28 protein-coding genes are annotated in these 26,178 nt (G+C 70.9%); 9 read left to right on the forward strand and 19 right to left on the reverse strand.

Going from position 1 to position 26,178, the window contains the following annotated elements; translation table 11 throughout:
- Nucleotides 1-88 precede the first annotated feature (88 nt).
- Nucleotides 89-991: an alpha/beta hydrolase family protein gene (locus tag ACGFIK_RS23505; protein WP_393341402.1), complete on the forward strand. Its 903-nt coding sequence runs from the start codon at nucleotides 89-91 to the stop codon at nucleotides 989-991.
- A gap of 219 nt (nucleotides 992-1,210) precedes the next feature.
- Nucleotides 1,211-2,101: a chlorophyllase gene (locus tag ACGFIK_RS23510; RefSeq protein WP_327024237.1), complete on the forward strand. Its 891-nt coding sequence runs from the start codon at nucleotides 1,211-1,213 to the stop codon at nucleotides 2,099-2,101.
- A gap of 62 nt (nucleotides 2,102-2,163) precedes the next feature.
- Here ACGFIK_RS23510 and ACGFIK_RS23515 read toward each other — a convergent pair whose 3' ends face one another.
- From ACGFIK_RS23515 to ACGFIK_RS23525, 3 genes are all read right to left on the reverse strand, one after another.
- Nucleotides 2,164-3,126 carry a zinc-binding dehydrogenase gene (locus tag ACGFIK_RS23515; protein ID WP_327024236.1) on the reverse strand — a complete coding sequence of 321 codons (963 nt, stop codon included), beginning with the start codon at nucleotides 3,124-3,126 and terminating at the stop codon, nucleotides 2,164-2,166.
- 76 nt (nucleotides 3,127-3,202) lie between these two features.
- Nucleotides 3,203-4,381: an NADP-dependent malic enzyme gene (locus tag ACGFIK_RS23520; RefSeq protein WP_327024235.1), complete on the reverse strand. Its 1,179-nt coding sequence runs from the start codon at nucleotides 4,379-4,381 to the stop codon at nucleotides 3,203-3,205.
- Between the two features lie 139 nt (nucleotides 4,382-4,520).
- Entirely contained in the window at nucleotides 4,521-4,853 is a 333-nt protein-coding gene (locus ACGFIK_RS23525; protein ID WP_327024234.1) for a S26 family signal peptidase, read from the reverse strand.
- Between the two features lie 85 nt (nucleotides 4,854-4,938).
- On the opposite strand from ACGFIK_RS23525, the gene sodN reads away from it, so the two are divergent.
- Nucleotides 4,939-5,343, forward strand: coding sequence for a superoxide dismutase, Ni (gene sodN / locus ACGFIK_RS23530; RefSeq protein WP_327024233.1), 405 nt, complete (start codon nucleotides 4,939-4,941; stop codon nucleotides 5,341-5,343).
- 208 nt (nucleotides 5,344-5,551) lie between these two features.
- The gene (locus ACGFIK_RS23535; protein ID WP_327024232.1) at nucleotides 5,552-5,959 is read left to right on the forward strand and encodes an anti-sigma regulatory factor; all 408 of its coding nucleotides are present in this window, start codon (nucleotides 5,552-5,554) and stop codon (nucleotides 5,957-5,959) included.
- A 7-nt stretch (nucleotides 5,960-5,966) separates the two neighbouring features.
- Here the strand turns inward: ACGFIK_RS23535 and ACGFIK_RS23540 are convergent, their stop codons facing one another.
- The gene (locus ACGFIK_RS23540) at nucleotides 5,967-6,356 is read right to left on the reverse strand and encodes a hypothetical protein (RefSeq protein WP_327024231.1); all 390 of its coding nucleotides are present in this window, start codon (nucleotides 6,354-6,356) and stop codon (nucleotides 5,967-5,969) included.
- 42 nt (nucleotides 6,357-6,398) lie between these two features.
- On the opposite strand from ACGFIK_RS23540, the gene ACGFIK_RS23545 reads away from it, so the two are divergent.
- Complete coding sequence (locus ACGFIK_RS23545; protein ID WP_327024230.1) at nucleotides 6,399-7,343, forward strand: diacylglycerol kinase family protein; 945 nt, start codon at nucleotides 6,399-6,401, stop codon at nucleotides 7,341-7,343.
- A 442-nt stretch (nucleotides 7,344-7,785) separates the two neighbouring features.
- The gene (locus ACGFIK_RS23550) at nucleotides 7,786-8,043 is read left to right on the forward strand and encodes a WhiB family transcriptional regulator (protein WP_007072794.1); all 258 of its coding nucleotides are present in this window, start codon (nucleotides 7,786-7,788) and stop codon (nucleotides 8,041-8,043) included.
- A 163-nt stretch (nucleotides 8,044-8,206) separates the two neighbouring features.
- Here the strand turns inward: ACGFIK_RS23550 and ACGFIK_RS23555 are convergent, their stop codons facing one another.
- From ACGFIK_RS23555 to ACGFIK_RS23570, 4 genes are read right to left on the reverse strand one after another with little or no spacing between them, the layout of a single operon-like run.
- Nucleotides 8,207-9,001 (reverse strand): sirohydrochlorin chelatase, encoded by a 795-nt coding sequence (locus tag ACGFIK_RS23555; RefSeq protein WP_393341404.1) that lies wholly within the window; start codon nucleotides 8,999-9,001, stop codon nucleotides 8,207-8,209.
- Nucleotides 8,998-9,759 (reverse strand): phosphoadenylyl-sulfate reductase, encoded by a 762-nt coding sequence (locus tag ACGFIK_RS23560; RefSeq protein WP_327024229.1) that lies wholly within the window; start codon nucleotides 9,757-9,759, stop codon nucleotides 8,998-9,000. Before ACGFIK_RS23560 ends, ACGFIK_RS23555 begins: the two co-directional genes overlap by 4 nt.
- The gene (locus ACGFIK_RS23565) at nucleotides 9,756-9,917 is read right to left on the reverse strand and encodes a hypothetical protein (RefSeq protein WP_327024228.1); all 162 of its coding nucleotides are present in this window, start codon (nucleotides 9,915-9,917) and stop codon (nucleotides 9,756-9,758) included. Before ACGFIK_RS23565 ends, ACGFIK_RS23560 begins: the two co-directional genes overlap by 4 nt.
- 13 nt (nucleotides 9,918-9,930) lie before the next feature.
- Entirely contained in the window at nucleotides 9,931-11,643 is a 1,713-nt protein-coding gene (locus tag ACGFIK_RS23570; protein WP_327024227.1) for a nitrite/sulfite reductase, read from the reverse strand.
- Nucleotides 11,644-12,086: 443 nt separating this feature from the next.
- On the opposite strand from ACGFIK_RS23570, the gene ACGFIK_RS23575 reads away from it, so the two are divergent.
- Nucleotides 12,087-13,574, forward strand: a complete 1,488-nt coding sequence (locus ACGFIK_RS23575) for a glycosyltransferase family 39 protein (RefSeq protein WP_357530023.1) — start codon at nucleotides 12,087-12,089, stop codon at nucleotides 13,572-13,574.
- On the opposite strand, the gene ACGFIK_RS23580 is transcribed toward ACGFIK_RS23575, so the two are convergent.
- The 5 genes from ACGFIK_RS23580 to ACGFIK_RS23600 form a co-directional block, all read right to left on the reverse strand.
- Complete coding sequence (locus ACGFIK_RS23580) at nucleotides 13,558-15,114, reverse strand: glycosyltransferase family 39 protein (RefSeq protein WP_393341345.1); 1,557 nt, start codon at nucleotides 15,112-15,114, stop codon at nucleotides 13,558-13,560. The genes ACGFIK_RS23575 and ACGFIK_RS23580 overlap by 17 nt on opposite strands.
- A 4-nt stretch (nucleotides 15,115-15,118) precedes the next feature.
- The gene (locus tag ACGFIK_RS23585) at nucleotides 15,119-16,138 is read right to left on the reverse strand and encodes a glycoside hydrolase family 26 protein (protein WP_393341348.1); all 1,020 of its coding nucleotides are present in this window, start codon (nucleotides 16,136-16,138) and stop codon (nucleotides 15,119-15,121) included.
- Nucleotides 16,135-17,796 carry a glycosyltransferase family 2 protein gene (locus ACGFIK_RS23590; protein WP_327024224.1) on the reverse strand — a complete coding sequence of 554 codons (1,662 nt, stop codon included), beginning with the start codon at nucleotides 17,794-17,796 and terminating at the stop codon, nucleotides 16,135-16,137. Before ACGFIK_RS23590 ends, ACGFIK_RS23585 begins: the two co-directional genes overlap by 4 nt.
- 236 nt (nucleotides 17,797-18,032) lie before the next feature.
- Nucleotides 18,033-19,577, reverse strand: coding sequence for a histidine kinase N-terminal domain-containing protein (locus ACGFIK_RS23595; protein WP_327024223.1), 1,545 nt, complete (start codon nucleotides 19,575-19,577; stop codon nucleotides 18,033-18,035).
- Between the two features lie 25 nt (nucleotides 19,578-19,602).
- Complete coding sequence (locus ACGFIK_RS23600; RefSeq protein WP_327027440.1) at nucleotides 19,603-20,634, reverse strand: SIS domain-containing protein; 1,032 nt, start codon at nucleotides 20,632-20,634, stop codon at nucleotides 19,603-19,605.
- Nucleotides 20,635-20,827: 193 nt separating this feature from the next.
- On the opposite strand from ACGFIK_RS23600, the gene ACGFIK_RS23605 reads away from it, so the two are divergent.
- Entirely contained in the window at nucleotides 20,828-22,489 is a 1,662-nt protein-coding gene (locus tag ACGFIK_RS23605) for a tetratricopeptide repeat protein (protein ID WP_327024222.1), read from the forward strand.
- Here the strand turns inward: ACGFIK_RS23605 and ACGFIK_RS23610 are convergent.
- Nucleotides 22,486-22,998: a GNAT family N-acetyltransferase gene (locus ACGFIK_RS23610; protein WP_327024221.1), complete on the reverse strand. Its 513-nt coding sequence runs from the start codon at nucleotides 22,996-22,998 to the stop codon at nucleotides 22,486-22,488. The genes ACGFIK_RS23605 and ACGFIK_RS23610 overlap by 4 nt on opposite strands.
- Entirely contained in the window at nucleotides 22,995-23,210 is a 216-nt protein-coding gene (locus ACGFIK_RS23615) for a biotin/lipoyl-binding carrier protein (protein ID WP_091447276.1), read from the reverse strand. The genes ACGFIK_RS23610 and ACGFIK_RS23615 overlap by 4 nt, the downstream gene beginning before the upstream one ends.
- 198 nt (nucleotides 23,211-23,408) lie before the next feature.
- On the opposite strand from ACGFIK_RS23615, the gene ACGFIK_RS23620 reads away from it, so the two are divergent.
- Nucleotides 23,409-23,483: a 50S ribosomal protein bL37 gene (locus tag ACGFIK_RS23620; RefSeq protein ID WP_370461611.1), complete on the forward strand. Its 75-nt coding sequence runs from the start codon at nucleotides 23,409-23,411 to the stop codon at nucleotides 23,481-23,483.
- An 81-nt stretch (nucleotides 23,484-23,564) separates the two neighbouring features.
- Here ACGFIK_RS23620 and rsrA read toward each other — a convergent pair whose 3' ends face one another.
- The 4 genes from rsrA to ACGFIK_RS23640 all read right to left on the reverse strand — a co-directional run bounded on the left by rsrA (nucleotide 23,565) and on the right by ACGFIK_RS23640 (nucleotide 26,005).
- Entirely contained in the window at nucleotides 23,565-23,852 is a 288-nt protein-coding gene (gene rsrA / locus ACGFIK_RS23625; protein WP_327024220.1) for a mycothiol system anti-sigma-R factor, read from the reverse strand.
- Between the two features lies 1 nt (nucleotide 23,853).
- Nucleotides 23,854-24,669, reverse strand: coding sequence for a sigma-70 family RNA polymerase sigma factor (locus tag ACGFIK_RS23630; RefSeq protein ID WP_393341409.1), 816 nt, complete (start codon nucleotides 24,667-24,669; stop codon nucleotides 23,854-23,856).
- A 263-nt stretch (nucleotides 24,670-24,932) separates the two neighbouring features.
- Complete coding sequence (locus ACGFIK_RS23635; protein WP_327024219.1) at nucleotides 24,933-25,547, reverse strand: alpha/beta family hydrolase; 615 nt, start codon at nucleotides 25,545-25,547, stop codon at nucleotides 24,933-24,935.
- Nucleotides 25,548-25,612: 65 nt separating this feature from the next.
- A complete protein-coding gene (locus ACGFIK_RS23640) occupies nucleotides 25,613-26,005 on the reverse strand; it encodes a WhiB family transcriptional regulator (protein ID WP_327024218.1) in 393 nt (130 codons plus the stop codon).
- Between the last annotated feature and the right edge of the window lie 173 nt (nucleotides 26,006-26,178).

The raw sequence follows: 26,178 nt of genomic DNA on the forward strand, positions 1-26,178 counted from the left end.
CCGCGCCGATCGGCCGAACGGCTCGGGTAGAGCACCGGGCAACCGGACCCGGCGGGGTGATCGCCGGATCTACCGTGATGCCGTGGGGATCAGGCGGCGGTTCGCCGCGTCGACGGTGGCTCTGCTGTTGGTGTGGCTGACCGGTTGCGCCGCACCCGGCGGCCCGCCCGCGCGAGGCACATCACCCGGGGCGGCACCCCAGGTGCAGTACGCCGTCGGGGTCCGGACCTTCGTGCTCGACCCGGGCTCGGCCCGCCCGCTGCCGGTGACCCTGTGGTACCCGACCCAGGGCTCCCGGGTAGCCGAGGGACGGTTCCCGGTGGTGCTCTACAGCCACGGCCTGGCCAGCCTGCCGGAGTTGCATGCCGGGCTGACCTCCAGGTGGGCGGCGGCCGGTTTCGTGGTGGCCGCCCCGGCGTACCCCCACACCCGACGGGGTGCCCCCGAGTTCTCCCGTGCCGACGTACGCCATCAGCCTGCGGACGGGTGGCGGGTGATCCGGCACCTGGTCCGGCTCGACCGCCGGGCCGCCGACCCCCTGGCCGGTCACCTCGACGTGCAGCGGATCGCCGCGGCGGGCCATTCGGCGGGCGGCTTCACCACCTCGGGCATGTTCACCAGTGGCCGCCCGGCCCGACTGCGGGCCGGCATCGTGATCGCCGGTGGTGGGATGGCGGGGAGTTTCGCCGGGCCACCCGCGCCGATGCTCTTCGTGCACGGCACCGCCGACCCGGTAGTGGCCCTGAGCGTCGGCCGGGCCGCCTACCGCCGTACGACCGGACCGGCCAGCTTCCTCAGCCTGCTCGGCCAGGGACACGGCGAGTACCTGACCCCCGGCCGCCCCGGCTTCACCCAGTTCCTCGGCACCACCACGGACTTCCTCCGCTGGACCCTCTACGACGACCAACAAGCCGCCCGCCGCCTCCCCACCCACGCCCACCCCCCCACCCTCGCCACCCTAGAAACCCGCCCTCTACCAACGCCCCGTTGATCATGAGGTTAGCGGCAGTTGTCGATCTTCAGAGTGCCGCCAACCTCATGATCAACGGGGGTAGCAAGACCGGGGTGGGGTGGGTGGGAGGGGTTGGGGGTGGGCGGGGGAGGGAGGATGGGGGGCATGTTGCGGCGTGGGGTCTCGGTCTTGGTTGTTGGGGTGCTGGTTGGCAGTCTGGGGGTGGGGTGTTCCGGCGATACGGAGTCGGCAGCGGGGGTGAACACGACCGTCACTCCGTCGGCTGCTCCGGCGCCGTCGGTCAGTGCCTCGGCGCCGGCGATTCCCGCCGGGACCGCGCCGTCCGGCAGCTTCGCGGTGGGCGTACGACAGTTGAAGCGCAACCGGGACGGCGAGCGACCCCTGCCGATCACCATCTGGTACCCGGCGACCGGCCGGGCGGGTGGAAAGCCGACGAACTCGGCCCGCGCGGCCGAGGGGCCCTTCCCCGTGATCATGTTCAGCCATGGCCTGGGCGGCCTGCCCAAGGACTATCAGGCGTTGCTGACCCGATGGGCGGCGGCCGGTTTCGTGGTGGCAGCACCGACCTTTCCGCACACCTCCGGTTCGGAGCGGCCCAACGTGCTCGACGTGCTCAACCAGCCGGCCGACGTGTCGTACGCGCTGACCGAGGTCCTGGCCCTGAGCAGCCGCGACGGCGATCCGCTGCGGGGCCGGCTGGCCACCGACCGGGTGGCCGCCGCCGGTCACTCCGCCGGCGGGGTGACCACGATCGGCCTGTTCACCACCGGCAGGGACGAGCGGCTGGCCGCCGGGATCGTCTTCGCGGGCACCGCGCTGGGGGTGGGTACCGCCTTCGCGGGTGCGGCGGCACCGCAACTGTTCGTGCACGGTGAGGCCGACGAGGTGGTGGAGTACGCGGCCGGCAAGGCGGTGTACGACAAGGTGCCCTGGCCGAAGGCGATGCTGAGTCTGCCCGACGGCGACCACGGCCGGTCCCTGCTGGGCGACGGCACCTCCCTGCGGGTGGTCGCCGACACCACCATCGAGTTCCTGCGCTGGACCCTCTACGGCGACACCGAGGCCAAGGAGCGCATCGCCACCGCCGCCGCCCGCGACGACATCGCCACCCTCGACGACCACCTGTGACCGAAGGGGCCCTGCCACGCCGGAAGCGTTGCAGGACCCAACACCCGGTCACCCGCCGCGCATCACCGGGTGTGGTCGATGACGACCTTGCCGAAGACCTCGCTGGAGTGCAGGCGGGCGAAGGCGTCGGCGACCCGGCTGAACGGCACCACGCTGTCGACCACCGGGCGAACGTTGCGTTCGGCGCAGAAGGTGAGCAGGTCGGCCAGGTCGGTCGGCGTACCCATCGAGGTGCCCAGGATCTCCAGTTGCATGGCGAAGACCCGCCGCAGGTTGACCTTCGGCTCGTGTCCGGCGGTAGCGCCGCAGACCACGATCCTGGCCCCGACAGCGGCCGACTTCAGGGAGTGGTCGAAGGTCGCCGCCCCTACGGTCTCGATCACCACGTCGACCCGCTCGGGCAGTCGTGCACCGGGCTCGACAGCGGTGGCGCCCAGGCCGGCGACCCGCTCCCGCTTGGCGGCGTCGCGGCTGGTCGCGTACACCCGTTTGCCCATGGCGGTGGCGAGCGCGATGGCCGCGGTGGCCACGCCACCCCCGGCGCCCTGGACCAGCACGGCCTCGGCCTCGTCGACGCGGCCCTTGGTGGTCAGCATCCGCCACGCGGTCAGCCAGGCCGTCGGCAGGCAGGCCGCGTCGAGGGCCGTCAGCCCCGCCGGCAGCGGCAGCAGATTCGACCGGGGTACGGCCACCCGCTCGGCGAGGGTGCCCGGGAAGTGCTCGGAGAGGATGGAGACGCCACGCGGATCCCCCGGGGTGGCGACGACCGGGTAGACCACCATCTCGTTGCCGTCCGGGTCGATGCCCACCGCGTCGCAGCCGAGGATCATCGGCAGTTGTTCGGCGCGTAGCCCCACCCCGCGCAGCGACCACAGATCGTGGTGGTTGAGCGAGCTGGCGGTGACCTGCAGGGTCACCCAGCCCTCGTCGGGCAGGCTCGGCTCGGGCTGCTCACCGACGGTGAGGGCGGCCAGGGGGTCGGCGTCGTCGAAACGGGAGGCGAAGGCGGCACGCATGATCGGCACGGTAACAAGCCGCTGGCCTGTTAAGAAGGGGCCCTTCCGCTACCCCAGGCGTTAAGAAGGGCCCCTTCCTTGCACTTCAGGCGCGGGCGACGCCGTCGCGGCGGGCGGCTTCGGCGACCGCCTCGGCCACCGCGGGGGCGACCCGCGGGTCCAGCGGGGAGGGCACGATCGCCTCCGGGGTCAGCGACTCGGCCACCACCGAGGCGATGGCGTCCGCCGCGGCGACCTTCATCGCGTCGGTGACCCGGGTGGCCCGGGCCTCTAGTGCCCCCCGGAACACCCCCGGGAAGGCCAGCACGTTGTTGATCTGGTTCGGGAAGTCGCTGCGACCGGTGGCGACCACCGCCACATGGCGGGCGGCCACCTCCGGGTGCACCTCCGGGGTGGGGTTGGCCAGCGCGAAGACGATCCCGCCGGGTGCCATGGCGGCCACCGCGTGCTCGGGGATCTGCCCGCCGGAGACCCCGATCAGCACATCGGCGTCGCGCAGGGCCTCGGCGATGTCGCCCTGCCGCCCGTCGGCGTTGGTCAGCTCGGCCAGCTCCGCCTTGGTGCCGCTCAGCCCGGTGCGGTACGCGGAGATGATGCCCTGGGAGTCGCAGACCACCACCTGGTCGGGGTCCACTCCCCCGGCCACCAGCATCTTGGTCACCGCCACCCCGGCCGCGCCCGCCCCGCTGACCGCCACCCGCAGGTCGCCGAGCTTGCGGTCGAGCAGGGTGGCCGCGTTGCGCAGGGCGGCCAGCACGACGATCGCCGTACCATGCTGGTCGTCGTGGAAGACCGGGATGTCCAGTGCCTCGTCGAGACGGCGTTCCACCTCGAAGCACCGGGGTGCGCTGATGTCCTCCAGGTTGATCCCGCCGAACGAGGGTGCCAGGGCCTTGACCACGGCGACGATCTCGTCGACATCCTGGGTGTCCAGGCAGACCGGTACCGCGTCGACCCCGCCGAACTGCTTGAACAGCACGGCCTTGCCCTCCATCACCGGCATCGCGGCGCGCGGGCCGATGTTGCCGAGGCCGAGTACGGCGGAGCCGTCGGTGACGACCGCCACGGTGTTCGACACCCAGGTGTAGTCGTGGGTGAGGGTCGGGTCCGCGGCGATGGCCTCACAGACCCGGGCCACACCCGGGGTGTACGCGAGGGAGAGGTCGTCCCGGGTGGTCAGCGGGACGGTCGAGGCGATGGACATTTTGCCGCCCCGGTGCAGTTGGAAGACGGGATCAGCGGGGTCCACGGTGGGCGAAGGCATGGTGACTCCAGGGAATCTGGCGAGCAGAGGCCAGCCGGTCGTACACACGGTGAAGCGACGAGCGGCGGCGCGTGGTGCGGGGGGTCACCCGGGCGCTTCCGAGCATAGTGCGGATTACCGGCCCAGTATGTGGGCAGGGTCATAACGGTCGGGGTGGTATCCGTCCGGGGCGGGGCCAGTACCGGGCCACCACCCGACCGATCACGTCGGCCACCCCGTACGCCCGGGAGTCGTCCGTGACCAGGTCGTTGTCGCCGTACACCCACCAACCGCCGTCGGTCGGACGGACCGCGCGCTTGACCACCAGCAACTCCGGGCGGCTACGGAAGACCGCGATCACCACGTCGCCGGGGCGGATCTCCCGGCCGCCGCGGCGGACCAGCACCGCGTCGCCGTGCCGCAGGGTCGGCGACATGGAGGGACCGGTCACGAGTACGGGTGACAGCGGCCACCGCAGCTGCGGCACGGACACCCTGTTTCACCTCCACCGGTCTGGGGGACCCCGTCCAGGAGTAATGTCGTCTTGGATCATCGCAAACGTCCTATGGAGGATCCTGATGCGACTTGCACGCATCCTCGCGCCCCGCGTGACCGTCAGCGCGCACTGCGACCTGCCCTGTGGGGTCTACGACCCCGCCCAGGCTCGGATCGAGGCCGAGTCGGTGAAAATGATCTGTGAGAAGTACCAGGCCAACACCGACCCGGAGTTCCGCACCCGCGCCATCCTGATCAAGGAGCAGCGGGCCGACCTGGTCAAGCACCACCTCTGGGTGCTGTGGACCGACTACTTCAAGCCCCCGCACTTCGAGAAGTACCCGCACCTGCACCAGTTGTTCAACGAGGCCACCAAGCTGGCTGGTGCGGCCGGGGCCAAGGGTGCCACCGACCCGGCAAAGGCCGACGAGCTGCTCCAGAAGATCGAGGAGATCTCGAAGATCTTCTGGGAGACCAAGCAGGCCTGAGTGCCCGACACGGCGGCCGACCCACCCCTGCCGGGGGCGGGTCGGCCGCCGTCGTTCTGACCAGGCGCCATTCCGCCGCCGGGGCTGCGGCCACCGCCCGTCGGATGTTGTGCGTGGCCGTCCGGGCCGTCCCGCAGCCGGCGATGGTGACGTGTTTCCACCGTCTCGCACGCTGAGCGGGTAGAGTCCCCGACCGGGGGGATGAGTGGTGACTCAACTGACCGGCCAGTCAACGACCGACGACGACATCGTGCACCTCACCGTGCCTGCCGACGGCGGGTACCTCGGCGTGCTGCGTACTGCCACCGCTGGCCTGGCGGCCCGTCTGCAGTTCGCTCTCGACGAGATCGAGGATCTCCGCATCGCCGTCGACGAGGCCTGCGCCATGCTGCTGGCCATCGCGCCCGGGGACGCCGAACTCGACTGCCGCTTCGCGGTCACCGAGGATGCGCTGACCGTGGAGGTGACCGTGCCCACCGTGCGCGGCGCCAAGCTACCGGCCGAGTCCTCGTTCGCCTGGAAGGTGCTCACCGCGCTGACCACCTCGGCCTCGGCGACCGCAGCCGACGGGCGGGCGACCATCTCCCTGCTGACCCGCCGCGCCTCCGGTTGGTGAGGGGCGGCTACTCGAACCCGAGGGCGCGGGTCGTGGGCGGGCTGACCAGCAGCCAGGTGACCCCCAGCCCGAGCCCGATCAGCGGCACCCCGAGCCAGCCCAGCCCTCCCTGGATCATGAACCAGCCGATCGGCAGCAGCATGAGCTGGAGCACGATGGCGGGAGCGCGGGCCCCGGCCCGGTGACGTGCCAGCGCACTGCCCAGGGCCCAGAGGGCCAGGGCGGCACCGATGGCGAAGGCCGTGACCAACAGCGCCGAGGTCAGGTCCGTGGTGCTGGCCGTGAGGTCGGCCACGACCAGCCAGACGGCGACCAGCCCGACCGCGACCGCCTCGACACGTAGCAGCCGGACCGCCCAACGGAGCGTGACGGGGGTCGGGTGGGAGTCGATGGTCACGCGGTCACGATACCCGGGCCGTCGCGCGGTACAGTGCCGCCCATGCGGGCCGTCCTGCTGGTCAATCCCAAGGCCACCACCACCAGCGAGCGCGCGCGGGACGTACTGGTCCGAGCGCTGCGCAGCGAAGTCGACCTCTCCGTGCGGTACACCCGTCAGCGTGGTCACGCCACCATGCTGGCCAGAGAGGCCGCCGTCGAGGGGGTCGACGTGGTGGTCACTCTCGGTGGTGACGGCACGGTCAACGAGGTGGTCAACGGGCTGATGTCGGCGACCGGTGTCGACGGGCAGCCGCCCACCGCCGAGCGGTTGCCCGCGCTGGCCACCGTGCCGGGTGGCTCCACCAACGTCTTCGCCCGGGCCCTGGGCCTGCCCCGGGAGTGGGCCGAGGCCGCCAGCATGATCATGGAAGGGCTGCGGCTGGGGCGGCGCCGGACGGTCGGTCTGGGCCGCGCCGACGACCGCTACTTCACCTTCTGCGCCGGTTTCGGGCTAGACGCCTCGGTCATCCACCGGGTCGAGGAGGCCCGCCGCCGGGGTCGGGTCTCCTCCCCGGGGCTCTACTTCCGCGCCTTCACCGCACAGTTCCTCTTCGGCACCGAGCGGCGCCACCCGGCGATCCGGCTGGAGCAGCCCGGCGAGGTGACGGAGGGTGATCTGGCGAGCATCATCGTGCAGAACACCGCCCCCTGGACGTACGTCGGGGACCGGGAGGCCAATCCGAACCCGGAGGCGTCGTTCGATCTGGGGCTGGACGTGCTGGCACTTCGTCAGCTTGGCGTTGCCAGTACGACACGGACAGTGACGCAGCTGCTGTCCGCCACGCCCAATCCACGTGGCCGCCAAGTTTTGCGTCGCCACGATGTAGCGGAGTTCACGCTGGTCGCGAGCCGTCCGCAGGCATTTCAGCTCGATGGCGACTATCTTGGTGAGCGGGAAAAAGTCAGATTCACCTCCGTTCCCGCCGCACTCAGAGTAATCTGTTAGGTCTCCGGCACCAGCGGGCGACGTTGGCCGGCGCGGACCAGGGCGTGACGACCGCGACACCCCGAACCGATGCCGGAAATGCCTGCATTGTCCGGCGGACTGTACTATATTGATTCTTGACTGTGGTAAGCCGGGTGACTGGAGTGATCCAGAACTCGGACAAAAGGGTTGTGGGCTTGCTCACCGCGCGGAGTTTTTCTGAGCGTCACCCTTGACATTGCGTAAGTTCGTGAAAGTATTCACAAGCGAACTTGAGTTACCGGGACATTGCCTGGAGGCGCTCGGCGAGCCTGAGCGTTCCAGCAGGTCCTGGGGCTAGCAGCCTGCTCACGCAATGCCGAATTGACGGTTGCAAACCGTCACCATTGGCATTGCGGATGCATATAGGAAAAGCACCAACAGCAACATCTGCCACCCATCCAGAATGAGGAGTGTTGCCGCCATGGACTGGCGTCACCATGCTGTCTGCCGCGACGAGGACCCGGAGCTGTTCTTCCCGATCGGGACGTCCGGTCCGGCTCTCCTGCAGGTCGAGCAGGCCAAGGCCGTCTGCCGGCGCTGCTCCGTGACCGACCAGTGCCTGCAGTGGGCGCTGGAGTCCGGTCAGGACGCTGGCGTCTGGGGCGGGATGAGCGAGGAGGAGCGTCGCGCCGTCAAGCGTCGCGGTGGTCTCCGGGTGCTGCGCGCTCACTCCGCCTGACCTACACACACAGTACGCCCCGGCCGGCCCACGCCCGCCGGGGCGTCCTGCACCCACCCCCTCGCGCTCCCGCCCATCTCCGCGTTGATCATGAGGTTGACGGCAGTCGTTGATCTCCGGACTGCCGCCAACCTCATGATCAACCCGGGCCTCGACGGGGGCCTCAGCGCGGGCTTTGGGGTGGGTGGGTTAGGCGGTGGAGGATCAGGTTGACCAGGTCGGGGGTGTTGGTCAGGGGGGCGGAGGTGGCTACGGCGCCTGCGGCTTGGGCGGCGGTTGTCACTGCGTCGTGGAACAGGCCGGGGGCCAGGAAGTACGAAGCTACGGCTACCCGTCGGGCGCCGCGCGCTTGGAGTCGCCGTACCGCCGTGGTGACGGTCGGGGGTGCTGCGGAGGCGTACGAGACTCGGGTGGGGGTGCCTAGCGAGGCACCTAGGGCCTGGGCCACTCGGCCCACGGAGGCTCGGGCTGCTGGATCTCGGGTGCCTGCGGCCGCCAGCACCAGTGCGTCGAACCGGCCCGGATCGGCCTCCTCCAGTCGCCGTCGCAGCGCGGCCAGCAGCGCCTGATCCACCTGGTCACCCACTGGGCCGAGGACATCGGTGATGGCTACCCGGATCGGCGGCCCGGAGCGCTGGGCGGCCGCCACCGCGGCGGGGATGTCCACTCGCCGGTGGTAGGCGGCGGTGAGCAGCAGCGGTACCAGGATCGCCCGGGGGTGCCCGGCGGCGGCCAACCCACGTAACGCCTCGGTGGGATCGGGCTGGGTGTGGTCCAGCCAACTGGCCAGCACCGGCGCGCCGGGCCGGGCTACCGAGACCGCCCGGGCCAGCGCCCGGGTCGCCTCGGCAGCCCGGGGGTCACGACTACCGTGGGCGACCAGGAGCACCGGCTCTCCGCCCGACCGGTGCCCCTCGACAGGACCCGCCGGGTCGGCGGGCTCCGGCTTGCGGGTCAGAGGTGCAGCCCGCACTCGGTCTTCTCGAACATCGCCCAGCGGCCGGCTCGCGGATCCTCACCGGCCTTCGTCCGCCGGGTGCACGGCCAGCAGCCGATGGAGCCGTAGCCGCGCCGGAACAGCTCGTTGACCGGTACGTTCCATCGGGCGATGTACGCGTCGACGTCCGCCTGGCTCCAGGCCGCGATCGGGTTGACCTTGACCTTCCCCCGGCGGGCGTCGAAGGTCACCACCGGAGTGTTGGCCCGGGTCGGGGACTCGTCCCGCCGCAGCCCGGCGGCCCAGGCGTCGTAGCCGGCCAGGGCCCGCTCCAACGGCTCCACCTTGCGCAACCGGCAGCACTCGTCCGGCGACTTGTTGAACAGGCGTGGGCCGTACTCGCCGTCCTGCTGCCCCACGGTGAGCCGGGGACGGATGGAGCGGACGGTGACCGGCAGCCGGCGGGCCACCGCGTCCCGGACGGCCAGGGTCTCCGGGAAGTGCAGGCCGGTGTCGAGGAAGACCACATCCACCCCGGGTGCCACCCGGGACACCAGGTGGGCCAGCACCGCGTCGGCCATCGAACTGGTCACGCAGAACCGGTCCCCGAAGGTTTCCGCGGCCCAGCGGGCGATCTCCAGGGCGGGCGCGCCCTCCAACTCTCGCCCGGCACGCTCGGCCAGGGTGCGCAGTTGGTCGGGAGTATGTCGCCCGCCACCGGTCGGGGTGGGCGCGGTGTTGACCAGTCCCAGGCCGGTGGCGGAGACCAGGGCGCTCATCGTTGCACCGCCTGGGAGAGCAGGCCGGTGAACCGGACCGTGAACACCCGGGCGCAGGCGTGGCACTCCCAGGCGCCGTGCCCGGTCTCGCTGGGCCGCAGGTCCTCCTCCCCGCAGTACGGGCAGTACAACGGTGCGGCACGGGTCTCGCTGCTCATCGCGTCACCTCGCTCATCGCAGTTGTTCCTCGTCGACCCTGATCACCCAGTTGGCGAAGGTTTCGCCCTCGATACGGCTGGCCAGATAGCGCCGGGCCAGTCGCTCGACGTACTCGGGAAGTTCGTCCGCGGTGGTCTTCAGGCCGCGCAGCTTGCGTCCGAAGCCGGCGGTCTGCCCCTCGGCCATGCCCAGCCCACCGCCCAGGTGCACCTGGAAGCCCTCCACCTGGCGGCCGTCCGGCCCGGTGACCAACTGCCCCTTGAGGCCGATGTCGGCTACCTGGGTGCGGGCGCAGGCGTTCGGGCAGCCGTTGATGTGGATGGAGATGTCCGCGTCGAAGTCGCGCAGTCGCTGTTCCAGGCGGGCCACCAGTTCCTCGCCCCGCGCCTTGGTCTCGACGATGGCCAGCTTGCAGTATTCGATGCCGGTGCAGGCCATGGTGCCGCGCCGCCAGGCCGAGGGTCGGGCCTCCAGGCCGATCTCCCGCAGGCCCGCGACCAGTGACTCCGTCCGCTCCGGCGGCACGTCGAGCACCAGCAGCTTCTGGTACGGCGTCAGCCGGACCCGGTCGCTGCCGTGGGCCTGCACCACGTCCGCCAGTTGGGCCAGCTGGGTGCCGGAGACCCGTCCGACCACCGGGGCGGCACCGACGTAGTGTCGGCCGTCCCGCTGGGGGTGTACGCCGATGTGGTCGATCGGCCTGTCCGGCAGCACCGGGGCGGGCCCGTCCAGCAGGGTCCGGCCCAGGTACTCCTTCTCCAGCACCTCGCGGAACTTAGCCACCCCCCAGTCGGCGACGAGGAACTTCAACCGGGCCCGGTGGCGCAGTCGGCGATAGCCGTAGTCGCGGAAGATGCCGACCACTCCGGCCCAGACGTCCGGCACCTCGCCGAGCGGCACCCACACCCCGAGTCGTTGGGCCAGCATCGGGTTGGTGGACAGTCCTCCGCCGACCCACACGTCGAAGCCGGGGCCGTGCTCGGGGTGGTCGACCCCGAGGAAGGCGATGTCGTTGGCCTCGTACGGGGTGTCCACCAGCCAGGAGATCGAGGACTTGAACTTGCGCGGCAGGTTGGAGTACTGCTTGTCCCCCACGTACCGCCGGACGATCTCGTCGATAGCGGGGGTGGGGTCGACCAGCTCCGCCTCGGCCACTCCGGCGACCGGGCTGCCGAGCACGATGCGGGGGCAGTCCCCGCAGGCCTCCGTGGTCTGCAGGCCCACGGCCTCCAGCCGCCGCCAGATCTCCGGCATGTCCTCGACCCGGATCCAGTGGTACTGGATGTTCTGCCGGTCGGTGATGTCGGCGGTGTCCCGGGCGAATTCCCGGGAGATCTCGGCGATGGTCCGCAGCTGGGCCAGGTCGAGTTGACCACCGTCGACACGCACCCTGAGCATGAAGTATTCGTCTTCCAGCTCGTGCGGTTCCAAGACAGCGGTACGACCTCCGTCGATTCCTGCCTTACGCTGGGTGTAGAGACCCCACCAGCGGAACCGGCCACGAAGGTCCTGCGGATCGATGGAGGCGAAACCACGATGGGCGTAGATGTTCTCGATCCGGTCCCGCACGTTCAGCGGGTCGTCGTCCTTTTTGATCCGCTCGTTGGGGTTGAGCGGCTCGCGGTGTCCGAGTGCCCACTGGCCCTCACCGCGGGCACGGCGCGGTGCCCGGGGCGGACGCGCCGATAGGTTCCCCGTGCGGGCCGGAATGTCGCTGACCGCCATCGCGGCGTCCTCCGTTGTTTGCGGTGCCTCGATCGGGTACGCAAACGGAACGCCCGGCTCTCATCAGGGCCGTGGACAACGGTGTCTTGGGCGGCCGGCTCGCTGCGTACCCGAGGCAGAATGGTCGGGCGTCGTCAGTGGGCCGGACAGATGGCGCTGCGCACGCGGCCGTAATCGACGTGGCGGCGAGCCACGAAGCGGCGTACCACGGCGGCAGTCATGAGTGTCATGCTGCCACACCTGCGACAGGCCGGCCAATGAGCTCGCGCGGGTTCCCACATCACGGGCGTTCGCTGCCGCCACCGACAGACACCAAGGTGTGGCAGGCTCACATCATGGGGGATTTGTCCGATAGGTCGATCCCGGCCACCAGGGCGGGCGTAGGACTCACCGGGTGGTATCCGCGCTCCCTGCCGGTCTGGCTGCTACCGGCGGCCCTCACCATGATCGTCACCCTGGCCGGGCTGGACGCCGCCCAGCTGTGGCGGGACGAGTTGGCCACCTGGAGTGCCGCCACCCGGTCGGTGCCCGGTCTGCTCCGGCTGGCCGCCAGCATCGACGCCGCCACCGTTCCGTACTACCTGCTCATGCACTTCTGGCTGCTGGTCGCCGGGGACACCGTGGCCGCCCTGCGGCTGCCGTCCGCGTTGGCGATGACGGCAGCCGCGGGACTGACCGCCGTACTCGGTCAACGGCTGTGGAACACCCGGGTCGGCCTCCTGGCCGGCCTGCTGTTCGCGGTGCTGCCGGCCACCGCCCGGTACGGCCAGGAGGCCCGGCCGTACGCCCTGGCCACCTTCCTGGCCGTCTGGAGCACCCTGCTGCTGGTCGACGCCCTGCGCCGGCCCAGCCGGGGTCGATGGGTGGGGTACGCCCTGGTGACGGCCGCACTCGGGCTGACCCACCTGATCGCCGTGACCCTCATCGCCGCGCACGCCGTCGTGGTGCTCACCTACCGGACGCGAACCGCCACCCCGGCCCGGACCGAACCCGCCCCGGCCGGGGCCGAGCACCCCCCGAGCCAGGCCGAGCACCCTCCGGGCCGGGCCGAACCCGCCCGCCAAGGCAGGAGTCGGGCAGGTTGGTTCGCGCAGCTCCGGCCCTTCCCGGTGGCCCTGGTGCCGACCGTCCTGCTGGTCGCCCCGCTGGCCCTGCGCGCCCGGGAACAGCGGGAGCGTCAACTGAACTGGGTGGACACCGCCCGACTCGGGGACCTGGCCGCCTTGCCCGGCGGGCTGGCGCAGACCGCAGCGGTGGGCGGCCTGCTGGTGGCCCTGGCGGCCCTCGGCGCCGGACGACTGGGCCGACGGGCCTCGATCCCGATGACCTGCCTGCTGTTGCCGGTGCTGCTGCTGTTCACCGCCGGGTTGATGGTCCCGCTGTGGGTGCCCCGCTACCTGATCTTCGTGGTGCCCTTCGGTTGTCTGCTGGCCGGCGCCGCGTTGGCCTCGGCGCGTTTTCGGGTCGCCCTCGTCGTGGTGGGCCTGGCCGGGCTGCTGGGGCTGCCGGACCATGTGGCCCTGCGGCGTACCCACGAGTGGCCCCGCACCGCCACGGTCGACTACCAGGGGGCGGCCCAGATCATCGCCGCCGGTCGACAGGACGGTGACGCCGTGGTCTACCACCCCCGCGACGGCTGGCTCTTCCTCGACCTGGGCATGCGCTACCACCTGCGCGGGCAGGCGCCCCGCGACGCGCTGCTGGCGCAGGGACAGCAGGACCGGGGGGACCTGTGGGCCACCGAGTGCGACCACCCGGCCGCCTGCCTGGCCGAGGCGGACCGGGTCTGGCTGGTGGTCGCCGGGCACAGCGACCACCCGCTGGCCACCGTCACCGGCGCCAAGGGGGAGGCGCTGCGCACCGCCTATACGGTCCAGCGGCTCTGGTCCCGCTCCGGCCTCACGGTCGCCCTACTCAGTCCTTCCGACTGAGCAGGACAAGGCGTACGCCCTCGAACTGATCGTCCTGGATCACCTCGAACCTGCGCAGCAGTCCGGCGCGCTGCGGCGGAAGTCCTTCCAACGGATCCGACGAGTAGGTCGTGCTGATCAGCCAGATCCGGTCCGTGTCGCGCAGGCAGGCGGCCGAATCCTTGTCCTCACACTCCGAGGCGGAGTACGACCCCCGGTCGACGGAGGTGACGGCGAGGAAGACATCCCGGGGCTTCACATCGTTACGCATCTCGTAGTCGACCGCCTCCCGGGCGAGGTCGGAGAGCTTGCCGAAGACATCGTTGTAGGCCAGTCCGTCACCCGGCTGCATGCCCCGCCGCATCGCATCGATGGCGCCCTGGTAGTCCGGCTGGCCGACGACCGGACTCGCCCGCACCACCCGATGGTCGGGTAGGACCAGGTAGGCCAGGCCCGGCAGCACCAGCATCGCGGGCAGCAGCCAACTCCAGGCGCTGGTGGACCGGGGCAACAACCGCGCCACGGAACAGACGCCGATCGCGGCCAGGATCGCCCAGGCCGGCAGGGTGAACAGCACGTACCGGGGCAGGAAGAGGTGCAGCACGTCGAAGGTCACATAAGCGAAGATCGGCGGCAGCAACGCCCAGGTGAGCAGTGCGGGAAGCATGCGGTTGCCGGTACGCCAGGCCACCAGCGCGCCGATCGCGCCGAGCCCGACCACCGCCGCCATGCCCCGGGTGGACAGGAACAGGTCGCCCGGAAAGCGCAGCACCGCGTCGAGATCGGCCTTGATCCACGAGATCGAGGCGGACTGACCGGAGGCGACCGTCAGCAACGGCAGGACCAGGAGGCCGGCACCGCCGACATAACCGAACCACTGGTACCGGCGATTGTCGTCGCGGTCGACAGTGCCGCGCAGCATCATCAGCAGATGGGCGGCGAGCACCAGGAACGACACGAAGTGCAGCCAGCCCATCAGAGCGACGGCCAACAGGTAGAGCACCCAGCGACCGCGTACCGGCTTCTCCAGCGCCCGCAACAGCAGCAGGGTCGCGACGGTGGCCGCCATGGTCACCAGCGCGTACGACCTGGCCTCCTGCGCGTACCGGCTCACCGAGGGGATGAGGACGAAGATCAGACCGGCCACCAGCCCCGGACCGGCGCCCGCCAACCGGCGACCGATAAGTGTGGTGGCCGCGGCAGCGATCGCCATCGCCGCCAACGAGGGCAGCCGCATCGCCAGCGGCTCGTCGCCGACCAGTTGGATCCAGCCCCGCACGATCATGAGGTAGCTGACGTGCACCAGGTCGGTGTTGGAGAGCAGGTGCCGCAGGTCCGCGGTACCCAGCACGGCGGCGTGCCAGGTGGCGTACTCGTTGTTCCACATCTGCCGATCGGCGGCACCTTGATAGCCGACGGTAAGCGCAGCGAGCGCCGGCAGCAGCGCCAGCCATCCGGTGTGGCGGCCCGGGGAGACCTTTTCCGCACGCGCCTGCGCCGGGCTGTCGGCGGCAGCGTCCCTGGTCGGTCTGCCGGAGAGGAGAATCTGGTTCGACATCATCCGCTCACCTGACCGGGAAGCCGTAGGTGGCATTCTTCGCCTGCTGCCGGAACGCCCGGATCGCCGCCTCGTCACGGTCGATGTTCCACTTGGCCGAGCCGTCGTTGTTGAAGAAGACGAACCCGATGACTTCAGGGTCCTTGGCCGCCCCGGTGAACAGGTCGGCAATCCAGCTGGGTCGTAGGTTGCCCGGCTCGGCCGCGGTCTCCACGATCAGGAAGGGCTTGTCGGTGAAACCTCGGACCTGCTTCATCGTCGGCCCGAACAGTGCCGCATAGGTGTTCGCCCCGTGGTGGGTGTAGTAGCCGTCGATGCCGATCCAGTCGACGTACCGGTCGCCCGGGTAGAGCGGCTTGAGCTTGACCTCCGGCATGGGATTGATGACGTTCGGCGTCCAGGCCCAGATGACGTTTGTCGCGTCGGCCTCGGCGAACAGCCCGTGGATATGCTTCCACGCGGCCACGAAGTGGGCGGCCTTGTTTCCCGCGCGGCGCATGCCCCACGAGTACCAGTTGCCGTTCATCTCGTGCGCGAAGGTGAGCATGATCGGCAGGTTCACCTTCCGGACGCCCGCCGCGAACTCCTTGATGTAGTCGTCGTGCCTGCCGGCGGCGATGTCCGACAGATTCGCGTCGAACGGCTCCCAGCGCACCGCCGGCAGCGCGCCGTACTCGTAGATCTGCCTGACCTCGTCGGCCGCGAATCCATCGTCGAAGCTCAGGTAGAGCGTCACCACGTTGGGCTTCTTGCCGGTCTTCTTGGCGAACGTCTCGATCAGTTTCATCTTCGGGGGCGCCCCGTCGATGGCCACACCCAGGTATTTGCCGCCCTCGGGGCGGAGCAGGTGCGTGGGGTCGTACACCGGCAGTACGGAGGGCCCGGCGCTGGTCGCCGCCTGGGCCTGCTGTCGAACAGCGGCATCGCCCGCGAGCATGCGGGTGACGTTCAGGTTCGCCACCACGGCGTACTCGATCGCGGCCAGCGCGATCAGCACAGCTCCAATGATCAGGTGGCGGGTCTTCACCTGATCACCTCAACGTCCTTCTCGGGCTCCACCATGAGCGCCTGCGCCACAACCAGCAGGAAGAAGACACCGCTGAGGAAGGCCGGCAGGAAGATCAGCGGGTCCGCTCCGGAGACTAGCCGCCACCCGGCGAGCCCGACCCAGATCAGGCCGCTGCCGGCGGTCCAGACCTTCATCCCGGTCCAGAGCCGCTTGGTCTTGCTCTTCTTGGCGGTACCCCCGGTGGGCTGCCAGCCCATCCGTCGACCCCGGATGATGTCGATGATGGCGTAGGCGTGCGCCCAGCCGTAGATCATCTTCACGGTCCAGCTTTCCAGTCGGTACGAGGCCCGATGCCACAGCGGGAAGATGATGAGGTTGTAGATCACGCTGGGCAGGATCAACAGGTAGTTCGCCAGGGCGATCTGCTCGGCGAAGACGGTCAGCATGAGGATCGGGATGATCGGCGCGACGAAGGTGAACAGCCCGGTGTGCAGGTAGTAGCAGAAGCCCGAGATGTAGCTGAGCCGGGCCCGCCAGCGCAGCTTGGTGCGCCAGAACTTGCGCGACCCCATCAGGCTCATCGAGCCGGCGCACCAGCGGTACTGCTGGGTGAAGAAGGAGTCGACATCCGACGGGCAGAGCCCGGCCGCCAGCACCACCGGGATGTAACGCAGGTTCCAGCCCTGCATCCGCAGGTCGAAACCGGTGTGTACGTCCTCGGAGTGCTCGATCAGGGTGGAGCCGCCGATCGAGTTGAGGGCCGCCCGACGGTAGATGGCGCAGCTACCGACACAGATCGCCGAGTCGTGTGCCTGCCGGGAGACCTGGACGGAGCGGTAGAAGAGTTCCTGGACCGCCCCGGCCCCCCGTTCCACCCAGCTCTGCCCCTTGTGCACCCGGAAGTACTGCGGGGACTGCACGATGCCGGCGCGCGGTTCGGCGTCGAACCAGGGCAGCATCTGGTTGAGCATGTCCTTGCGCGGGACGAAGTCGGCGTCCAGGACCAGGATGAAGTCGCCCAGGGTGCGCTCGAAGGCGTACCGCATGTTGCCGGCCTTCTTGAACCAGCCCCGGTTGGGCCGCCGCTGGTAGACGAAGCCGAAGGCCAGGGACATCCGCTCCATGGCCTCGGTGGGCGAGTCGTCCAGCACGTACACGACCACATTGCCCTGGTAGTGCCGCTGCATGGCGCGCACGTGCTCCCAGGTGTTGCGCAGCACGTGCGGCGGTTCACCGCAGACCGGCAGGAAGACGTCCACGGTCGGATAGCGCTGGGGCCGCCACTCGCGCACCAGCCGCTTGTGCCGCTCCATGTCGAAGCCGGGGGTGAAGGCGTTCACCCACAGCGAGATGACGTAGTAGACGACCGTGAAGAACAGCAGCGGGGCCAGCAGCCACAGCCACGGGGTCAGCCGGACGAACAGCATCTGGCTGGTGATCAGACAGGCGAAGCTGATCAGCGACGGCACCATCAGGCTGGCCAGCCGACGCTTGCGGTAGGAGTAGAGCTCCTCGTCCGTCGGCGGCAACGGCACCGGCGCGTACGCCGGCCGCTGCTGGCGAAGTTCGTCGTTCGAGCGCGGGGTCCACCTGCTGGTCAGCTGCCGTGGTACCCGCAACTCGGCGGTCGGATCAGCCACGGTCGGTGGCCGGTCCGCAACCGGCGGTGAACTCATCCCCGTATCCCCGTTCTCCAGACAGCCACGATCTTGCCGAAAGGTGGTGGGCGATCGGTGCGCCGGTGTCAAGGAAGTCGGGCACGGCGGACGACCGTGCCCGTCGATGGTCGCCCGAAACGTTTTCAAGAAAGCCCGGCGGGTGTCAACACGGCCCGGCATCAATGCCACCGATCGTGATAGAGCAGACACCGATCCACCCCATCCCGATCAGAACCGGACGTTGTTCCGGCGGGTCAGCCTCCCGGACGCTCCGCGCCGCCGCGGGCCAGGGGCACGGTGAGGACGGCCTCGGTGCCGCCTGCGGCGCCGGGGCGCAACTCGATGCTGCCCCGCAGTTCCCCGGTGACCAGCGCGCGGACGATCTGAAGCCCCAGCTTGGCCCCGCCTTCGGAGTCGAACCCGGACGGTAGTCCTCGACCGTTGTCCGCGACCGTGACATGCAGGGTCTTGCGCGACCGGTGCACGGTGACCGCCACCTGCGGCTCCTGCGGCTGCGGCTGCCGCTCGTCGGCCTCCTCGGCGGGCGGGAAGCCGTGCTCGACGGCGTTGAGCAGCAGTTCGTTGAGGACCATCACCAAGGAGGTGGCGATCTCCGCGGGCAGCACCCCGAAACTGCCCGCGCGGCGCATCCCGACGGTCACCTCGGTCGCGGCCACCTCGGTCGCCGCGCTGGCCACCCGGTCCACGATCCCGTCGAACTCCACCGCCTCGTCGCTGGACATGGAGAGGGTCTCGTGCACCAGCGCGATCGAGGCCACCCGGCGTACGGACTCCTCCAGCGCCACCCGCGCCTCCGGCATGGCCACCCGGCGGGCCTGCAGGCGCAGCAGGGCCGCGACGGTCTGGAGGTTGTTCTTCACCCGGTGATGGATCTCCCGGATGGTGGCGTCCTTGGTGATCAGGGCGCGGTCGCGACGGCGTACCTCGGTGATGTCGCGGACCAGGACCAGCGCGCCGATCGGCACTCCGGCGGGCATCAGGGGCAGGGCCCGGGTGAGCATGGTCGCGCCCCGGGCGTCGATCTCCCGCCGGGGTGGTGCCTCACCCCGCAGGGCGGCGAGGATGCCGTTGGCGGCCTCGGTGCCCTCCAGGGGGTCGTTGGCCAGTCGGCGGTGCAGCGCCGCCAGATCCTCGCCCACCAGGTGGGAGGCGTAGCCCAGCCGCCGGTACGCGGACTGGGCGTTCGGGCTGGCGTAGGTGACCTTGCCACCGGCGTCCAGCCGGACCAGGCCGTCGCCGACCCGGGGCGCCGAGGTGGTCTCCCCCGGGTGCCGGGGCGGCGGGAAGGTCCCGTCGGCGATCATCTGAGCCAGGTCGTCCGCCGTGGTCAGGTAGTTCAGCTCCAACTGGCTGGGGGTACGCGCGGTGGACAGGTTGGTGTCCCGGCCCACCACGGCGATCACCTCGCCGGATTCCCCGTCGGCGGCCCGCAGCCGGACCGGGATCGCCTCGTGCCGGGCGGGCACGTCGCCGTACCAGACCGGGTCGCCCTCCCGCCAGATCCGCCCCTGCCCGTAGGCGACCTCCAGGTGCGCCACCTCCGGCCCGCCGACGATCCGCCCCACCTGGTCGTCCTGGTAGGCGGTGGGGGCGGTCGTCGGCCGGACCTGGGCCACGCAGAGGAAGCTGCCCTCCCCGTCCACCGGCACCCACAGCAGCAGGTCGGCGAAGGAGAGGTCGGACAGCAGTTGCCAGTCACCGGCGATGCGGTGCAGGTGGTCGATGTCGGCCGGGCGCAGACGGGTGTGCTCTTCGGCGAGGTCACGCAGCGTGGACACGCCGACCAGCGTGCCATGCGGGCGGTCACATCGTCGCGGTGACCTTCTTCAACCCCCGTGGCGCGTCCGGGTCCTCACCCCGGGCCAGGGCCAGGGCCAGGGCCAACCGTTGCAGGGGCAGGATGTCCAGCAGGGGGGCGTACCGCTCGTCGACCTCCGGTACCGCCACCCGGGTGGCCCCGGCGACCTCGGCGGAACCGACCACGACCACGTCGGCCCGCCGCTCCCCCAGCCGGGGCAGCACCTCACCCATCGCCCGACCGCCGGGGCCGGAGCCGACCACGGCCAGCACGGGCACGTCCGGGTCGGTCATGGCCAGGGGGCCGTGCAGCAGGTCGGCGCCGGAGAAGGCCAGGGCCGGCAGGTAGGAGGTCTCCATCAGCTTCAGGGCCGCCTCCCGGGCGGTCGGGTAGGCGTACCCCCGGCCGGTGGTGACCAACTGCCCGGCGAACCGGTAGCGCGGCGCCAACTGGGTGGCGGTGGGGTCGGCCAGGGTACGGGCGGCCAGCTCGGGCAGGTCGGCCAGGGCGCGGCGTTCCTCCTCGGGCAGCACCCCGTCACCGGCCCGGATGCCCTCCACCAGCATCAGCAGGGCGAGCAGTTCGGCCGTGTAGGTCTTGGTGGCCGCCACCGCCCGCTCGTGCCCGGCCGCGATGTCCACCCCCAGGTCGGCGATGCCGGCCAGCGGGGAGTCCGGGGCGTTGGTGACCGCCAGGGTCAGGGCACCGGCCTCGCGGGCCACCCGCAGCACCTCGGCCAGGTCGGGGGAACCCCCGCTCTGGCTGACCCCGACGACCAGGGCGTCGGACAGGTCCGGCCGGGCCCCGAAGAGGGTGATCGCGCTCGGGGAGGCCAGACCGGCCGGCAGGCCCAGCCGGATCTCGGCCAGGTAGGCGCCGTACAGGGCGGCGTGGTCGGAGGTGCCCCGGGCGGTGAAGACCACGTGCCGCGGGCGGCGTTCGGCGATGGCTGCCGCGACCCGGGCGATGGGGGTGGCGTACTCGGCGCTCAGCAGTCGTTCGTAACCCGCCGGCTGCTCGTCGATGTCGGCCGCCATGCCGCTTCCTGGACGTGTCACGAAAACTCCTCCCGTGCGCGATCCCCGCGCGATTCCTGTTCAGTCTTGCACCTTTGGACGCTCACAGGCAATTTAGTGAGCAGGTTTGCGCAGTCGATCACCAAAAGTCGATGCCGTCGCCTACGCTGACCCGGCCGCACCGCCAACCGGTACCGACCAGTGAGAGGACGACGTGGCCGAGGGAACCGACGATCGGGCGTTGCCGGCGACGGAGGAACTGGCTCTGGCCCGGGAAGCCCTGGCCGCCGGCGACCTGACGCACGCCGCCGACCATGTCGCGGGTGCCCTGGCCCGGGCACCCACCCTGCCGGAGGTGCACGAGACCCTGGCCCGACTGGCCGCGGCCAGCGGTTCCGGCGGACTGGACCTCTTCCCGCTGCACCATCACACCTTCGTCGGGGCGGTGGTCGCCCGGGCACACCTGTTGGCTGCGGCCGGCCGCCCGGCCGAGGGTCTGGACCTGCTGGTCGCCGCCGCCGCGCACGCCCCCCGCACAGACTGGGCGGGGGTGCCCTGGGTCACCTCACCCGAGTTGGTCGAACAGCTGGGGCCGGACCGGGTGGCTCGGGTGCTGATGCAGGTCTGCGCCGCCGCCCCCGATCCGGTGCCCCGACCCGACCGGGCCGCCCTGGCGCCGTACCTGACCCTGGCCCGCAACGCCATCACCGTCCACCCCGAGCACGCGCTGCTGCTGGGCACGGCGTCCGCGCTGGCCCGGCGGGCCGGTGAGGTGCCGCTGGCGGTCCGCTGGGCCAGCCGGGGGGTACGTGCCGCCCCCTCAAAGATGGGCGAGGTGTGGCTGGGGTACGCCCTGCGCAGCGCCGGCCGGACCCGGGAGGGCCTGGCCGCGCTCCGACGGGCGGTCGACCACGACCCGGAGGACCTGGCGGTGTACGCCGACATCGCCGGCACCCTGGCCGACCACGGACGGCTGGACGAGGCGCTGAGCTGGATCGAGCAGGCCCTGGTGCGCAACCCCTCCTTCGACTGCGCGGTGCACACCGCCCACCGGCTGCGGTTCCAACGCGACGGCGACGTACGCCACCTGGTGGCGCTGGCCGACTACATCCGCGACAACCCGGACGACTCGCACGAGCACTCCGATCTGGCCGAGTGCTGTCGGGGCCGTCCCTGGCTGGGGCAGTTGACCCCACCGACGACCAGCCTGACGGTACGCCCTGCGCCGTTGCCCCTGACCGGGCCCGAGTCGACCCCGCCCCCCTCGACGGAGGCGGCCCGACGGCTGCGCCAGGTTGCCCACCTGGCCTGGCCCCACCCGCCCGCGGCGTACGACACCGCGGTGGCCCTGGCCACCCTCGACCTGACCGATCTGCTCGGCCTGCTGGCCCATCCTCCCCAGACCCCGGACAACGCGCTGGGACGGGTGCTCTCGGGTCAGGACCCGGCGCTGTGGGTCCGGTGCGTGCAGGTGTGGACCTGCCTGGGTCTGCTGCACCACCGCACCGACGAACCCTGGGCCACCTCCACCCGACGCCAGGTGCTGGTCGAGTTGGCGCAGGCGGCCGAGGTCACCGAGGCGGCCCTGTTCGCGCTGATGACGGCCGCCTGGGTGGACCCCTCGGTCCGGCCGGATGTGGCACGACTGGTCACCCAGCGGCTGGCGGCGGCGACCGGTGATCAGAGGGCTCCGTTACCGGTGACCGTCTCCCTGGCCCATCTGGCGCTGGCCACCCCGGACCTCGACCCGGAGTGCGCCGCCCTGGCCCGCATGTTGGCCGGCGTCCCCGCCCAGCCCGGTCGGGGCCCGCTGCGCGGGCTGCTGGCCCGGCTGCTGCGCCCCTTCCGCCCCCGCCTGCCCTCCCCGCCCGCCTAGGCGGGTGGGGTCAGGGACAGGCGCAGGGCCAACAGGTGGACCCCGGGCAGGGGGGACCAGTCCAGCTCGGGGGTGCGGATGAAGCCCCGGCGGCGGTAGAGCCGCTGGGCGGATTCGGCGTAGCCCTCGCGTACGCAGATGGCCAGGGCGGTGCAGCCCCGCCCGGTGGCCCGGTCGACGCAGGCCTGGACCAGTGCGGCACCCACCCGGCGGCCCTGCGCCGCCGGGTCCACCGCCAGCATCCGGAACTCGGCCTCCCCCGGGCCGGACACCTCGGCGTACGGGCTGCCGGGCAGGACGAAGGTGACCGAGCCGAGCAGCTGACCGGTGGCCGGGTCCACGGCGACCAGGACCTCACCGTGGGCGGCCCGGCCGGCCACATCGGCCAGCACCTCGGCGTACCCGGTCTCGCCCTTGAGCTGACCGTCCGCCTCGTACGCCGCCACGGTGAGCCGGGCCACGGCCGGGAACTCCGCCGGCTCGGCCGTACGGATCGAAGTGCCGGTCAACCGATCACCGCGATCAGGTCACCGTCCTGCACCACGTCGCCCTCGTTCACCGCGAGCTGCTGCACCACACCGTCGGACTCGGCGACCACCGGAATCTCCATCTTCATCGACTCCAGGATCACCAGGGTGTCGCCCTCGGAGACGGTGTCCCCGGTAGACGCGACCACCTTCCAGACGTTCGCCACCATCTCGGCGCGGATCTCCTCGGCCATGTTCGGGCCCCTTCCTCGCGGCTGCCTGTGACGTATCCAATCATGTGCCCGGTTTCCCCGGGCCGCAGCAGCCCCGCCCACCTCCCTCGGAGACGGGCTCTAACATCAACGGGTCGGACCCGGACGCCGGCGCGGACCGGTGCGTGCATCGGCGCCGAAGTCGTACGCAGGCGATCCGACCATCACTAGGAGGTCAGCATGGCGAAGAAGGCCCGTAAGAAGAAGGCCCGTAAGAAGAGCGCCGCCAACCACGGCAAGCGCCCCAACTCCTGAGCTGGTCCGCACCGCGGATCGGACACACGAACGCCGGTGGCCCAGGTCGGGCCACCGGCGTCGGCGTGTCGGGCGAAAACTTCAGTCGGCCAGTTCGCGCGATTCCGTGGTCTCGAAGATGACCAGCTCGCTCAGTCGGATCCGCAGCCGCTCGCGCAGTTCGTCCGGCGCGGACTCGTTGCCGCAGCAACGGGCCACCAGCGCCTTGACCTCCTGCTCGATGCCGTACTCCCGCAGGCAGGGGCCGCACTCGTCCAGGTGGTGCCGGATCAGCGCCCGGCGTTCCTGCGCGCACTCCAGATCGAGGTAGAGGTAGACCTCGGCGAGCACCTCACGGCAATCCGTCTCGTGCGGATCTCCACAGCTCACGTCACACCTCCCGGCCACTGGCAGCGGCCGAACTCCGGGCCGACGGCGCGGCGGAGAAGCCGCGCTCCGCGGCGTAGCCCTCAAGCAGCTTGCGCAGATTACGACGACCGCGGTGCAACCGTGACATCACGGTACCGATCGGGGTGCCCATGATGTCGGCGACCTCCTTGTAGGAGAACCCCTCGACATCGGTGAGGTAGACCGCCAGCCGGAACTCCTCCGGCAACTGCTGGAGGGCCTCCTTGACGTCGGTGTCCGGCAACCGGTCCAGCGCCTCGGTCTCCGCGGACCGCAGACCACTGGAGGTGTGCGACTCCGCCTCGGCCAGCTGCCAGTCGGTGATCTCGTCGGTCGGCGCCTGCACCGGCTGCCGCTGCCGCTTGCGGTAGGTGTTGATGTAGGTGTTGGTCAGGATCCGGTACAGCCAGGCCTTCAGGTTCGTGCCCTGCTCGAACTGGTGGAAAGCCGCGTACGCCTTCAGGTAGGTCTCCTGGACCAGATCCTCGGCATCCGCCGGGTTGCGGGTCATCCGCAGGCCCGCCGCGTACAACTGGTCGACGAATGGCATCGCGTCCCGTTCGAACCGGGCCCTGCGCTCGTCCGTCTTCTCGGTGGTCAACCGCACATCCCCTCGGGTCGGATGCTTCCCCGCCGAGAATACGCGCCCAGACCTACCGGGAGTTCGGGTTCCGACGGGTGTGCCCGTCGCCACCTCAGCCGGCGGCATCGCCGCGGGCCACTGCGGACCGGCCAACAGCTGCCTGAGCTGCTTGGCCTCCCGCTCGTCACGCTCCCGGTCCCGGCACTGGATCGGCACCACTCACCCCCTCCGCACGGTGTTCGTCCGTGGGGTGCAACATCCGTCGCAGGTCCGGGCATTCCGCCTCGACTCCTCCCGATCCTGGTCCCGACCGTGGCTGCAGGCACCACGGCCGGGACCAGGAAGGGCCTGGGAGCCCGGCACCGCCCGTGATCCAGGCGACACCATCGGGTGCAACGACCCGGCGCGGCAGCCGGAAACGGCGGGCCAGACCTCCCGACCGGCGTCGCCCCGCCGACCCGAATCGGCTCCGGGCCCGGTCAGCCCTGGGCCCAGCCCTGTCCGCGCAGCCAGTCGAGCACCACCGCGGCCGTTCCGGCGGGATCGACCCGCAGGTCGTGCCGCTGCCCTGGCCGCACCACCACCTGCACCCCCGGACCGGGTTCGGGCACCCCGAAGGGGTCCCGGTCGCCGTTGACCACCAGGGTGGGCAGGCCGGTCGCCAACTCCCCCGCCCGGCTGCGCTCCGGCCGTCCGGGCGGATGCAGCGGGAAGGCGAGGGCCACCACCCCCACGGCCCCGACCTCACCGGCCGTACGACAGGCCACCCGGGCTCCGCTGGACCGGCCACCCACCAGCAGGGGTACCCCCGGCCAGCGGTCCCGCAGCGCGGCCAGCACCACCCGCCAGGCCTCGTCGAGGTGCCCGGCCGGTGCGGGCGCACGCCGACCGGCCACCCGGTACGGCTGGGTCACCCGAGCGACGATCACCCCGGCGGTCACCAGGGCCTCGCGCAGCCCCAGCAGATCCGGGGCGTCCACCCCGCCGCCGGCACCGTGGCCCAGGGCCAGCAGCGCCCGGGGCGCCCTCTCGGGGATGTCGATGTCCACCCGGGCCGGGCCTCGTGGTGTCTGGATGATGTCTTCCTGCGGCACGGCCTCATTCTGCGGGCCGCCGCCGTCAAGCGGAGCAGACTCCTGCGCCGCCGGCCACGGTCACCTCAGCGGGAGGTGACGAGTGTGAGTAGTCGATCGCGGACGGGAGGCCCCGCCTCGCTGGCGACATCGGGATCCGGCTGCACCTCGTCGCGCCAGGCCACCAGCATCGCCCGCCGCTCCCGCGGGGTGGTGCCACCCCACACCCCGTGGCAGTCGCCGACCTCCAGGGCCCAGGCCAGGCAGGAGCCCTGCACGTCGCAGGAGCGGCACAGGGCCACCGCGGCGTCCGCCGGCTCGTTCGGCGCCGGGAAGAACGTTTCCGGATCAACACTCTGACAGGTGCCCCTGGTGCGCCAGGCTTCATCCTGTCGACGCTCGCGCAGGGCCCGCAACAGTCGCGGATCACGCCGCGCAGCGGCTACCTCATGTGGACGGGGCATACGCGCCCTGGTCATCCACCCACCTCCCCCGTGGGACCAGCAACATCGATGAATACCACTCACCTGGACGGGAGCGATAGCCATCACCGGCGCTGTGTTGTATCGCATTTGTGGACATCGAGACAAGAGTTCGCCGGAAAGTTGCCTAAACGATCGGCTGACCTTTCACCCGTAATCGCGGCAAATCA

Source organism: Micromonospora sp. NPDC048871 (assembly GCF_043198155.1).
Lineage (GTDB): Bacteria > Actinomycetota > Actinomycetes > Mycobacteriales > Micromonosporaceae > Micromonospora.

Excerpts from the sequence above, each read along its gene's own strand:
- ACGFIK_RS23520 (WP_327024235.1), bottom strand. The coding sequence starts at position 4,381 with ATGCCTTCGCCCACCGTGGACCCCGCTGATCCCGTCTTCCAACTGCAC.
- sodN (WP_327024233.1), top strand. The coding sequence starts at position 4,939 with ATGCGACTTGCACGCATCCTCGCGCCCCGCGTGACCGTCAGCGCGCAC.
- ACGFIK_RS23545 (WP_327024230.1), top strand. The coding sequence starts at position 6,399 with ATGCGGGCCGTCCTGCTGGTCAATCCCAAGGCCACCACCACCAGCGAG.
- ACGFIK_RS23550 (WP_007072794.1), top strand. The coding sequence starts at position 7,786 with ATGGACTGGCGTCACCATGCTGTCTGCCGCGACGAGGACCCGGAGCTG.
- ACGFIK_RS23560 (WP_327024229.1), bottom strand. The coding sequence starts at position 9,759 with ATGAGCGCCCTGGTCTCCGCCACCGGCCTGGGACTGGTCAACACCGCG.
- ACGFIK_RS23565 (WP_327024228.1), bottom strand. The coding sequence starts at position 9,917 with ATGAGCAGCGAGACCCGTGCCGCACCGTTGTACTGCCCGTACTGCGGG.
- ACGFIK_RS23570 (WP_327024227.1), bottom strand. The coding sequence starts at position 11,643 with ATGGCGGTCAGCGACATTCCGGCCCGCACGGGGAACCTATCGGCGCGT.
- ACGFIK_RS23575 (WP_357530023.1), top strand. The coding sequence starts at position 12,087 with ATGATCGTCACCCTGGCCGGGCTGGACGCCGCCCAGCTGTGGCGGGAC.
- ACGFIK_RS23580 (WP_393341345.1), bottom strand. The coding sequence starts at position 15,114 with ATGATGTCGAACCAGATTCTCCTCTCCGGCAGACCGACCAGGGACGCT.
- ACGFIK_RS23590 (WP_327024224.1), bottom strand. The coding sequence starts at position 17,796 with ATGAGTTCACCGCCGGTTGCGGACCGGCCACCGACCGTGGCTGATCCG.
- ACGFIK_RS23600 (WP_327027440.1), bottom strand. The coding sequence starts at position 20,634 with ATGGCGGCCGACATCGACGAGCAGCCGGCGGGTTACGAACGACTGCTG.
- ACGFIK_RS23615 (WP_091447276.1), bottom strand. The coding sequence starts at position 23,210 with ATGGCCGAGGAGATCCGCGCCGAGATGGTGGCGAACGTCTGGAAGGTG.
- ACGFIK_RS23640 (WP_327024218.1), bottom strand. The coding sequence starts at position 26,005 with ATGACCAGGGCGCGTATGCCCCGTCCACATGAGGTAGCCGCTGCGCGG.